The organism is Paenibacillus sp. LjRoot153 (assembly GCF_964253085.1).
GTDB lineage: Bacteria > Bacillota > Bacilli > Paenibacillales > NBRC-103111 > Paenibacillus_E.
The window spans coordinates 3,921,953-3,933,153 of the sequence record NZ_CAXUQH020000001.1 but is presented as its reverse complement, the minus strand read 5'-3'; the positions used below and the strand labels follow the sequence as shown (position 1 = coordinate 3,933,153).

General features: G+C 43.7%; 13 protein-coding genes and 1 other annotated feature. Of the genes, 2 read left to right on the top strand and 11 right to left on the bottom strand.

The window, feature by feature from the left end:
* Positions 1 to 116: 116 nt before the first annotated feature.
* From ACSQ8P_RS16760 to ACSQ8P_RS16745, 4 genes are all read right to left on the bottom strand, one after another.
* The gene (locus ACSQ8P_RS16760) at positions 117 to 1,067 is read right to left on the bottom strand and encodes a stalk domain-containing protein (protein WP_436236189.1); all 951 of its coding nucleotides are present in this window, start codon (positions 1,065 to 1,067) and stop codon (positions 117 to 119) included.
* Between the two features lie 122 nt (positions 1,068 to 1,189).
* Positions 1,190 to 2,416 (bottom strand): stalk domain-containing protein, encoded by a 1,227-nt coding sequence (locus ACSQ8P_RS16755; RefSeq protein ID WP_436236188.1) that lies wholly within the window; start codon positions 2,414 to 2,416, stop codon positions 1,190 to 1,192.
* Between the two features lie 187 nt (positions 2,417 to 2,603).
* Positions 2,604 to 3,884, bottom strand: coding sequence for an NUDIX hydrolase N-terminal domain-containing protein (locus ACSQ8P_RS16750; RefSeq protein ID WP_436236187.1), 1,281 nt, complete (start codon positions 3,882 to 3,884; stop codon positions 2,604 to 2,606).
* Positions 3,877 to 4,689 (bottom strand): class I SAM-dependent methyltransferase, encoded by an 813-nt coding sequence (locus tag ACSQ8P_RS16745; RefSeq protein ID WP_436236186.1) that lies wholly within the window; start codon positions 4,687 to 4,689, stop codon positions 3,877 to 3,879. Before ACSQ8P_RS16745 ends, ACSQ8P_RS16750 begins: the two co-directional genes overlap by 8 nt.
* 44 nt (positions 4,690 to 4,733) lie before the next feature.
* Positions 4,734 to 4,959 (bottom strand) — a binding site (T-box leader).
* A gap of 161 nt (positions 4,960 to 5,120) precedes the next feature.
* Here ACSQ8P_RS16745 and ACSQ8P_RS16740 point away from each other — a divergent pair.
* Positions 5,121 to 5,705, top strand: coding sequence for a TetR/AcrR family transcriptional regulator (locus tag ACSQ8P_RS16740; protein ID WP_436236185.1), 585 nt, complete (start codon positions 5,121 to 5,123; stop codon positions 5,703 to 5,705).
* The gene (locus ACSQ8P_RS16735; RefSeq protein ID WP_436236183.1) at positions 5,702 to 6,121 is read left to right on the top strand and encodes a DUF3995 domain-containing protein; all 420 of its coding nucleotides are present in this window, start codon (positions 5,702 to 5,704) and stop codon (positions 6,119 to 6,121) included. The genes ACSQ8P_RS16740 and ACSQ8P_RS16735 overlap by 4 nt, the downstream gene beginning before the upstream one ends.
* 72 nt (positions 6,122 to 6,193) lie before the next feature.
* On the opposite strand, the gene ACSQ8P_RS16730 is transcribed toward ACSQ8P_RS16735, so the two are convergent.
* From ACSQ8P_RS16730 to ACSQ8P_RS16700, 7 genes are all read right to left on the bottom strand, one after another.
* Positions 6,194 to 6,613, bottom strand: coding sequence for an HIT family protein (locus tag ACSQ8P_RS16730; protein WP_436236182.1), 420 nt, complete (start codon positions 6,611 to 6,613; stop codon positions 6,194 to 6,196).
* Positions 6,614 to 6,735: 122 nt separating this feature from the next.
* Entirely contained in the window at positions 6,736 to 7,572 is an 837-nt protein-coding gene (locus tag ACSQ8P_RS16725; RefSeq protein ID WP_436236181.1) for a sugar phosphate isomerase/epimerase family protein, read from the bottom strand.
* 146 nt (positions 7,573 to 7,718) lie between these two features.
* A complete protein-coding gene (locus tag ACSQ8P_RS16720; RefSeq protein ID WP_436236180.1) occupies positions 7,719 to 8,207 on the bottom strand; it encodes an SRPBCC family protein in 489 nt (162 codons plus the stop codon).
* 40 nt (positions 8,208 to 8,247) lie between these two features.
* Positions 8,248 to 9,393 (bottom strand): MFS transporter, encoded by a 1,146-nt coding sequence (locus ACSQ8P_RS16715; RefSeq protein ID WP_436236179.1) that lies wholly within the window; start codon positions 9,391 to 9,393, stop codon positions 8,248 to 8,250.
* A 34-nt stretch (positions 9,394 to 9,427) separates the two neighbouring features.
* Complete coding sequence (locus ACSQ8P_RS16710; RefSeq protein WP_436236178.1) at positions 9,428 to 10,246, bottom strand: class I SAM-dependent methyltransferase; 819 nt, start codon at positions 10,244 to 10,246, stop codon at positions 9,428 to 9,430.
* 66 nt (positions 10,247 to 10,312) lie between these two features.
* Positions 10,313 to 10,609 carry a hypothetical protein gene (locus tag ACSQ8P_RS16705; RefSeq protein ID WP_436236177.1) on the bottom strand — a complete coding sequence of 99 codons (297 nt, stop codon included), beginning with the start codon at positions 10,607 to 10,609 and terminating at the stop codon, positions 10,313 to 10,315.
* Entirely contained in the window at positions 10,578 to 11,192 is a 615-nt protein-coding gene (locus tag ACSQ8P_RS16700) for a DUF3990 domain-containing protein (RefSeq protein ID WP_436236176.1), read from the bottom strand. The genes ACSQ8P_RS16705 and ACSQ8P_RS16700 overlap by 32 nt, the downstream gene beginning before the upstream one ends.
* Positions 11,193 to 11,201: the final 9 nt, after the last annotated feature.

The following is an 11,201-nucleotide window of genomic DNA, read 5'->3' as shown; positions in this document are numbered from 1 at the left end:
GAACGAGTCGTTGATATTTAGGTAGGTTGTAACTGGAATTCATGTTAAATGAAGGTATTGTTGAACAAAAAAAACAAGCACCGATGTTCGATCGGTACTTGCTCACATTTACACGATTACTCGAGTATAAAACTTCTTCTAATTTTACTTATTTGGTCCGTCATTGAAATAAATTCGGCAGTGAGCTTTTCATCATGAGGATTATACTCGACATCTCCTGGGGGAAATAAGAGAAACACATGGTCCGCATCTTCTCCTAATTTGTAAAGTTGACCAATGCCCTTCGTGGTAGAACCATTTGCAAGCCAATCTTCCTTTGTCCATACGGAAATGCTAAATAGGACACCACCAAACGCTTTATTTGCCTTATTGATAAACAGAAAGTTCAAACGTTCAGATTCTTCATCTTTCCGCTCTTCGACCTCATATTTCCCCTCCCAGCTAGATGGGATATTCAGCGTAAACTGATATTTCAAATTTTTATATAGCATACTAGGAGCTTCACTAATAATCCGATGATTGACAGCACCGATATGAAGGTAAACCGTATCGTAATTCTTGAAATCCCCCTCTCCCTCGGTTACAAACGTTTGGGCATCTACTCCGAAATTATTTCCCGAAATGACGGCTTCACCTATTTTCTCATTATCCTCGTTGTAAAAGGACAAGCCCGCTCCGATCATATTTTGACTGTTGCCAACGCCTTTAAATTTCAATTGACCTGTAACTTTGGTTGTATTCCCTGCTTTTGTTAAAATTAAATTTCCCACTGAGATATTGGCGTAATCTGGATCTTTGATGTCTAACGGTTTATTTTTAACGACAATTCTTTCTGTATCCGAATCGTAATCTATCGTTGCTCCCAAATTTTCAGACACAAAGCGAACGGGTACATAGGCATGTCCATCCACATTTAGAATCTGATACTCATTATTCATCTCAACTTGGCTGCCATTAATCTCAAAACTTGCCGGAAACAATAACGCTTGAATCGTGTTAGAAGCGAAAGCTACAGACGATCCTGCAAGTAGTAGACCACAACTCAGACCTAAAATAAATTTCTTCATAGTTGGCTCCTCCCAAACATATCCATCCCATATTTTAACAATTCCATCTCATTAGACGCATCATCTTCGAAATTGTTTCAAAATGAAAAAAGCCGAGCATCGTTCGCTCGACTTTATCTCGTTTATTCAAGTTGATTGATTACAGCCGTCCACTTATCACTTTCCCAAGCCACCTGCGCGCCAAGCGCCTCGGTAGCAAATCGTAGGGGTACATACGTAGAGCCTTCAGCGGAAATAAAAGGAGCATTCGAAAGTGCCTGCCATGTTCCGTTAACTTGCGCTTGTTTCTTCCCAATGGACAAAACAATCGTTTTGGAGCCTTTCACAATCGTAACCTCTTGACGTGTTCCCTCCCAACTCACTTTGGCTCCCATCGCTTCAAATACACCACGAAGCGGGATGAACGTACTTTCACCAATGATTTTGGCCTTTGGAGAAACGTCAATGTAGGTCCCATTGATACGAATACCAACATCGTTATGCGTAAATTTCTTAGGCGGGTCCGTTTTGACCGGATTTCCTTTCTGTTCCGTAGACGGCTCAGCTGGGTTTTCAACAGTTGTGAAAGACCATGCTTTATTTTCCACAGTTACCTTATACGTTTCTCCATAAGCAAGCTCATGTTTCGGAATGATATGCCAAGCGTTCGTATCTCCAAGCTCTTGCTTTAATTTGTAAATCTCGATTGGTTCATCTTGACTATTCATCAGCGAGGCGGTCACGTCCGTCTTATTTTGAGCTACCCCCGCATACGTAATGAAGTAACCCGACTTCTCCAAATTAAATTGTTCCAGAGGATTAGGTATCTCGAACCCATAAAATCCAATCGGTACCCCTGTCTGTCCATCGTAGGGATAAACGCCTGTTCCTGTGTGGGTAAACCACCTCTTAGCTGGGTTTAGGACAAGCGCATGCTTGTTATACCCAACGCCTAATAGTGACATGTCCGGAAGAATCAAACTCGCGCGATGAAGTGGCGCATCCAGCAAAGACTGAACGCCAACTTCTGGCGAATCGGTAGTAAACGAAACATCCTCAAACACACCGAATTGTTCTGTATCAAAACCTGTCGCGGCTGCCCGATCCCAGGGAAGTTTTCCAGAGAATCCTTGCTTATTTGGTGTTTCTGTATGGCCGTTCTCTTGATTGAGGAGGAGATAATTCGCATGATTGCCGGCTGCTGTTGTAAGTGAAGGATCTAATTGCATCGTTGGAATACCCATATGTATCCTGACGTCATTCAAATAGTCTAGTGCAGCGCTTTGATCATCGATGCCTGCTGCTTGTGCACTGAGATTCCCGATTAGCATGGATACCCCAGCAAGAACAGCTGCTAACTTGACACTCATTTTCAAACCATTTTTCATTGTACCTCCGTAACACTTTGTTAGATTTCCACGAATCATTCCTTTTCGACAAAATCCCTCCCAATTCCTGCAAAAGAAGATGAAAAAGGCCACCGAGATCCGACTCGGCAGCCTTTGAATTTTACACAATTGTCCCATGAAATAGAATTTATTTGCCTTTATACTACTCTCAGTCCAATCTAACCGCTTTATCAGGATCTCTCAAATAATCAAACATGCTTTTCACCTGAGCATAAGTGTTCCGTTCTGCTGATAATTCCGGCAGCTCACTTTCACCGAAAAAGCGCACATCACTCGTTTCCACGCCGACCACTGCTTCTCCGCCAATTATGCTGCAAAGAATAAACATCTTATAGATGTGATAAGGCTCTGGTGGATGGTCATGGAACTTTTTATCCAAAACAGCGAGTAATCTCACAGGCACCACATCAAAGCCAGCCTCTTCCCTGATCTCTTTCACAGCAACTTCTGAAGGCGAGTAGCCATTATCAGCCCATCCTCCAGGGAGCGCCCAAGCGCCATCTGCTTTTTCCTTTACGAGTAGTATTTTATCATCTTCAAAAACCACACCTCGAATATCAACCTTCGGTGTTGCGTACCCGGTTTCATTGGCAAAGCTAAGGTTAATTGTATCCTTGCCCACCAATGTGTACGTATCCAGAATATCCACACTTATTTCCCGAAGCGCCTGGAATCGTTCCAGATCATAAACATCCTTCGAATAGGTTAAGCCGATCTGTGCAATCGATTGAATTTGTTTGGCCCAGTCTAACCATTTAAGGCTTTGTTTATAATTATTTCTTAGCAGTTTTTGAAACTCTTCAATTCTTGTGAAAATGAAATCAGGCTCAATTTCAAAATGAATGCTTTGATAAGTAGAAAGCCATTGAACACCATAGGTTCTTAAGCCAGCTGCTTTTCCTGCCTTGATATCTGCATTACTGTCGCCAACAAAAACAGCTTCCTCTTGCGAAACGCCTAGAAAATCAAGTGCTGTTATAATCCCTTCGGGATGCGGCTTTGGCTGTTGTACGTCATCCCCCGTTATCACAATATCAAAGAAATTCGACAAGTTCAGAGTTTCCGAAGAAATCTGATACGCTTTTCTGCTTTTCCCTGTGATAATCCCCATTTTCATCCCATTCGATTTCAAATAAGTGAGAAGCTGAAGCATGTCATCAGAAATAGGCACTTCTGCTACATGATGTTTCGCATAAATTGAGTAATAGTCAGAAATAGCTTCTATTACATTTTCCTTATTTCTAAGATTTCCAGCAATGATTTCATCCTCCGTTGGACCAAACATGGCAATCAGTTCATCTGTGGAAACATCCCGGTCATCGTACTTTTTAAACACATACTTAAACGCACTGAAAGATAATGGCAATGTATCCGCCAGCGTCCCATCAAAATCAAATAAAACAGCCTTTATCGTCATTGCTTCACTCACCTACTTTTCTCCCTATATATAACAAATGCGAGGAAATTCCTAACACGGATGGATCACGGGCTAACCGGATGAGGAGCTCAATCAACTCGTCATTTTCTCCTCGATCAGTCCAATATTGCTTCTGTTCCTGCGATAATAATGCACCAAGATTGGAAGATCCAATCAGATCTAACGTCTCAAATCCATGGCTTTCCATAAAAGGTTTGATGTCTTCCACGTTATAATAATAAGCACCCGTGAATCGACCTGCATCTGTATGATTAAAAATGCCTTCGTCTATAAAATGCTCAATAGCAGCCATATTGTCATTCGGTTTCCAAGCATTTGGAAAGAGCAACGAGGTTAGAAGCATCCGCATCCGACTTTGAAAAGCGACAAATACGATACCATTGTTCTTGGTTACCCGATACAATTCCCTTACAGCAGCGACGCGATCTTCTTCTACCTGCAAGTGATAAAGAGGTCCCAACATCAACGAAGCATCGAAAGTATCATCTGATATTCCCTCTAAATTCGTGGCGTTCAGCACATGAAAACCACGAAAGCTATCTGCTAAACTCAACTCATTTGCTTTATCTTTCGCCAGCTCAACGAGATTAGGTGTAAGATCAGAAAGGGTCACATTATAACCGATTTTCGCTAATTCCATTGCGTATTTGCCTGGTCCAGCCCCGTTATCCAGGACATGGCCTTCACGTGGGAGATACTTCTTCATGTAGTGCCAATTTACCGTAAACTCTATTGGCTCGCGATCCAGTCTTCCCCATTCATCAAACTTGGCATAGTAATCGATCACATTCTTCATTCGTTTTCCCTCCCATTTTGAAATGCCAAAAAACCCATCGCCTACAAAGAGGCGACAGGTCTAACCTTCGCGGTACCACTCTTCTTGATTCGTAACAGGAATAGTTACAAATCCTCGAGACCCGATCACGGAGGTTAACCGTTAAGATCTACAAGACACTTCGATCTTACCGCTCAAGGGTGAGTTGGGGAAGCTATTGGCTGTCTTCCACCGAAGCGACAGCTCTCTGGACAATAGGGGTTCCTTACTAGTCCCAATCATTGCGTTTTCATATGCATGAAGCTGGTTGTTATGTAAGTGTATATTCCCAAATAATTCCTGTCAACGGATTCTTTTTTCGATGTAATGACCACTTGAAATTATTGGATTTTGGCATTATAATGACCTTAGTCATATATTGACCGTGGTCAATAATTAGCGAGGTGATATCTATGCTCAGAGAAGTCCGCAAGCAAGAGCTCAAGCAGCAACTATTTTTGAAGGCAATTGAGCTGTTCCAAGAGAAGGGTTACGACAATGTGACCGTAGAAGAAATTGCATCATCCTGCGGCATCGCCAAGGGAACCTTTTTCAATTATTTCCCCAAAAAAGAGCATGTACTCCTTCATCTCGGTCAATCACAAGTTCAATTCATGAGCGAAATCGTCCAGAAACATCAAGTGCCGAATCTCAGAGAACGTCTTCGACTGATTTTCAATGATCTGCTTTCCACCTATGCAGAACATTCAGATTTGTTAAAGCTTACATTATCCGAAACGATGAAGTCCGCCTTGCTCATGAAAGAAGAATCACCTAACATCGTTATCTTCCAACAGACTCTGTGTCAGATCATTAATGAGGCTAAAGACTTGCATGCCTTCCAAACACGGTGGGAATCGTCCATTATCGCTTCCGTTTTAGTCGGTATTTACTTTAATACACTCCTCTCTTGGGCGATGATTCAATCTCAAGGTGAAGATCTCACCGTTATGTTTCACAAACAAATGGATGTAATCTGGGAGGGAATTGAACAATGAGCACACTTCTCGTTTATGTATCAGCCACGTTCCTAGTGTTAATCAGCTTGATCCATGTGTATTGGGCATTTGGTGGACGATGGGGCAGCCGTGCGGCACTGCCGCAGACCAAAGATGGCACTGCTGTATTTCGACCTCGTATGCCAGAGACACTGGCAGTTGCCGTATTGATGTTAGGCGTGTGTGCCGTGTTGGTTGCCCAGTCTGAAACGTTGTCTTTCCTGCAAGCAAACTCGTTCACCAAGTGGTCATGTATCCTTTGTGGGAGTGTTTTCTTCCTAAGAGCAATCGGGGATTTCAATTATTTAGGTTTTTTCAAAAGAGTTAAGCACACAGCCTTCTCCTACTATGACACGCGATACTATAGTCCTCTCTGTCTGTTACTGGCTCTGTCATTTGTGTTAACCGTTGTGTAAATGAATTTAAAGCCACCCGTCATCCGATAGATGATTGGTGGCTTAAGTTGTGTACAGATGCATCTGTTGACTCTACAGATGTTCTTTCAATTGACCGATGATTTCTGCATATTCTTGCTCAGTCAATTGTTTGTTGTCAGCGGGATTCATTTCGAACATTTTACCCCACGTGTATCCATCTTTATATTTCGGAACAATATGGAAATGGACATGTGGCATCGTATCGCCAAAGGCGCCATAATTAATTTTGTCCGGAGAAAAAGCGCGCTCAACAGCAGCGGCAGCCTGCGCCACATCACGCATGTACGCATCCTGATTCTCTTGAGACAAGTGAAAGAATTCGGTATGATGCTCATTCAAAGCAACAATACAGCGCCCCTTATACGTCTGTTCTCTAAATAAGTACAACGTGGATACACGCAATTGTCCAATTTCAATCATCAAGTTCGCTAATGCCTCGTTCTTGCTGCAATAATTACACACTGGGGTCATTGTGGAATTCTCCTATTCTAGCGATTAGTTAAAGGATATTATTACTAGTATCATAGCATAATTTACACAAGAGCAGATACAACTCCTAGCAGACGTCATGCGGTACTAGACATTAAGCAGCGTTATCCTATTAAACAATACGGCTCCGCCAGCTTCCTAACGCGATCAATACCGTCCCACATGTCACCAGGACCATCATAAACAAGTGTAAGCGGCCCTTCATAACCAGCCTGCTTGGCGATATTCAAACAGCGTATAAACTCAGCCTCATCTGGATCTCCCTCGGCATTCGTTTGCGCTTTGGCATGGATGGATTCACTAAGTGGAATCGTTTGGACAAGCTCGTCGAATTTCTGTTCGCCTTTGAAATTCCCGAAATCCGATGTAAAACCAATGACTTCTCCACATCCTTCCATAATCGCAAGACAATTGTCGCCTGTAGAAGATAGAGATTTGAAATTTTCTGTCACAACGCGTACGCCACGATCCTTACCATATTGTCCTAGCTCACGGAGTGCTTCGATCGAACGTGCCAACGCGTCTATGTCCGATGGATCTGCTTCCCCTGCAATAATACGCACTCTTTCCGCTCCTGCTAGGGCCGCGACATCTATCCAACCTTTGATCCATGCGATATCGGATTGTCTTCGAAACTCATCTGGACTAGAGATATCTCCATATTCAAGCAGTAGAGTATAAAAACGAAGCCCCGCATCCGCAAATGCCTGTTTCAACGCAAGCAGATAAGCTTCATTCGTCTCTGGAAAATGAAAATGACAAACTTCCAGAGAGCTAAACCCCTTCTCTGCTAATATAGCTGGTAATTCGAGCAAAGAAAGCAGCTCTGGTTGATCATGTGCTTCCGTGAATTGCGTTCGCGTGGTGTCATGCCAGCGAGTCCAACGCAAAGGGCCTAAATTTCGATGTAAACTCCAACTCGTTAGTGATAAAAATGGCATAGCTACCATCCTTTCAATCCTCTATTTTGAAATATCTTATCAAAGTCGTTCTGGAATCGCCATATTCGAAAACGCAACAAGATGTCTTATTGTGCTATTTTCTTAGCAAAAAAAACAGGCCGCCTCAGCGCCTGCTCTCCTCCCTACTACTTTATGCGATCCAAAAGCTCAGCTAACCGCTCATACGAATCCTGCATCCCTTGCTCCATGCCAGAATGCAGCATCCCGTCTCGATCAGCGACGGATTGGAAGACAGATTCCATCACTAGCTTCGTCTGACCGCTTTCTAGCGCTTCGAATCGAGCCGTTTCAAGAATAACATGTCCCTTCTCTGGTAGTCCTTCAAACTCGAACGTTTGAATGATCCGTTCAGGCGCAGCAACTTCATGGTACACCCCGCGGAACGCATACTCATTTCCATGGCTATCCTGATGAATATACCGCCAGTTACCTCCGCTTCTTGGCTCAAAGGTCGTAAGTTGCATCGTGAGCGCACGAGGTCCAAGCCATTCCACGATTAGCGCCGCATCCGTAAACGCTTTAAACACTAACTCTCGTGGAGCATTGAACACGCGTGTCATACAAATTTGCTGACCTCCAGGCTCATAAGTAAGAATTGCTTCATTGTCGATCATAACCTTCCACCTTCCTTCCATCAAATAATACTATTCCGCATTATATCCCTAGTTCATTTTGCTTTCTTCGTGTAAATAGAACGACGCCAATCACCATGACACATGCCATAGATAGCCAGGAGCTATAGAGGAAAACTTGTCTCATCCCATAGGCTGCGCTCATGAAGCCACCTATAAAGCTGCCGATAATGCGAGCGGCCCCAAGGCTAAGTAAGCCATTGAGGGTTTGCCCGCTTGCCTTCCACTCAGCTGGAACTTCACGGTTAATAATCGTGGCAATCGTAACGGATAGTACGATAAAGATGACGCCATGCAATACTTGCACAGGTAATATCCAGTGCGCCACTTCAATCTGGGAGAATAAGAACCACCGTAAGGATGATGCCAGGGCTGCAACGAGTAAAATGATCGAGATGGGAATTCTCTTTAAAATTTTTGCTGAAAATAACAGAAAGGGCAGCTCACTCAAGGACGAAATGGTCATCGACCAACCTAACAATACACTATCCCCGCCCATTTCCTTGAAATAAATCGGGAAAAATGCGTAATAATAGCCCAGTGTAATTTGTATAACAAAATTCATGCTGATATAGAACATGAGTTTACCATTTTTGAACAGCTCACGGAATTTCCGCCCCATCACATTGGCTGGTCGCCCAGCGGCAGCTGGAAACCGCCATAAACAAAGCAAAGCGGCAACCATCGTACATGCATAAACCGGGAACATCGAATCAATGTAGGACTTGGCAATAAACCCGAAGAGGAGTGACATCATGGCGAAACCTACAGTTCCTCCCAGCCGAATCAAGCCAAAGCTCCAATTGGGTCTCCGATCTAATTCCTCTAAGGTAATGGCATCACTAAGAGCAAATATGGATGTCTGGAAAAAGGTAAAAATGCAAATGAAAACAAGCATATAAAGAAATTGATGCGAGATCGGGAAGAATAGGATTGAAATACCGCTGCCGATGATTAATAGTCGCAGGATCTGATTCTTCGATTTGGCACGGTCCCCTAACGCCCCCCAAACGGGTTGACCAATCATGGCAACTAAGGGTCCGAGACTCAGAAGGAGCCCGATCTGCTCCTGTGAAAACTTCGCGTTGTTGAGATACACCGGCATGAAAGTTCCATAAACCGCGTTGCCCATGTAAATGACGACATAAAATAATACAAAAGCATTCAATTTCGTAGTTGTCCCCTTCTTTCCTCTGTGAGAGCTAAATAATGCCTACCCGCATGCGGTATCCAAATAAGATCGAGCGTTCTTCACCAGCGAATGCCTTCTCCACAAATTGGCGAAATGCTGCTGCCTCAGCCTCAAGCTCTTTCCCACCTAACTTTATCGCGGATTGTAAGCTGCCCTGACTTAACGCGAGGTTAGCATAGCGAGTTGCATCGCATAACTCCCAATTATGAAACACAATTTCTCTTGCATAACGGAATAAGCCTGATGATTGGATTTGCTTCAAATGCTCGTCTTTATTCCATTTGTGTGCTTTTTCATGTTTCGGTGCCAGCTCAACAGCCCGCTTATCACCGAGGGACGTAAGCTTCATATATTGCTGCTCGATTTCCCAATCAATGACAGGCGGCCAATCACAATCATAAGCTGCGAATACCCCACCAGGGCGAAGGATACGAGCGAATTCACGCAGTGTGCTTTGCGGCTCCATCCAGTGAAACGATTGTGAACATGTCACAATGTCTGCCGAATCAAAAGGCAGCTCTAGTTCATGAGACAATCCGTTCATGAATTGAATAGCCTCAGGTTTGTTCATAGACTCCCATTTGGCTATAGCTACTGCGCGCATGTCATCACTCGGCTCAACACCGATGATCCGCTCTGCGTCATTCAACCATAGAAACGAAGATAACCCTGTGCCGCAGCCTACATCCACAACGGTTTGTGGTTTCCTACCCAGATAAGCAGTCAAAATCTTGATCAGTTCCAGCGGCGCAGTTGGCCGGCTTTCATCATACAAAGCACCGAACCCGGCAAATCGCTGTACATTACTCGTGCGAATATGTTCTAACATAGGTTTTCCTCCTCTGTCTGGTCACAAAAAAAGCTCAACCAAAGGATGAGCTTCTACGCTACTTATTTAACGAACATGAACATGTAATCGTCCCTCTAGATGAAGAATGCCTTTATCCTGGGCGGCTTCCTTCGCAATCACATTGATTCGCTTCAGCCACTCTTCTGGCTTACAATTGATAGTTGTCGCTTGGACTAATCTCTCTGCATGATCATAACAGGTGTCATAGCCACCTAATTTACGAATGACCTCAACATATTCGACAACAAGCTTTCGAGCACCTTGCGAGGTGTAACCGAAACTCTGAACAAGAGCATCAACGATTCCGCGTTCATACAGATTCAGCCGAACTTGTGTTTTCATAGTAGATCCACCTGCCTCCCGTAAAAATGTTATAACCAACAAACCGAAGGGATGCTTCCCACTTCTCTGTGGAAAAAACCACTTGATTGCCAAGACGTAACGCATCCAATTTTCGACCGCGTGTGGTGCGTAAAATTTGATCATAAAACCAATGTACATCTTTATTTAATTGTACTGCTTCTTCAATAATTCGTCCAGTATCACCATCCGCCATTGGACCTATAATGATATCCGGATGCTTGTGACAAGGGTCCGGTTCTCCCTTTTGCATGACACTGCGATGCGACATCACAAATTCTGCCCATGCTAAGGAATCACTTAGAAAAATGAGAGGCTCCATCTTCGCAGGAATCGAGATCAGCTCAATTTCAAGCACACATGCAAGCTCTTGCCCCATAATCGATCGAGCCGCAGCTTTACGTGCCCAATTTCGCGCTTGCGCTGCTGAGATTGTTGTATAGAAACCTTCGCCGAAATCACGGCCAGGTCGCCAATACCTGCTATCCAATAATTTATCTTGGAAAAGGTTGACGAGATTATCCGTTGTTCCATGATATAAACGTTGTGGTGTTATTATATCCATTTCGCTTCT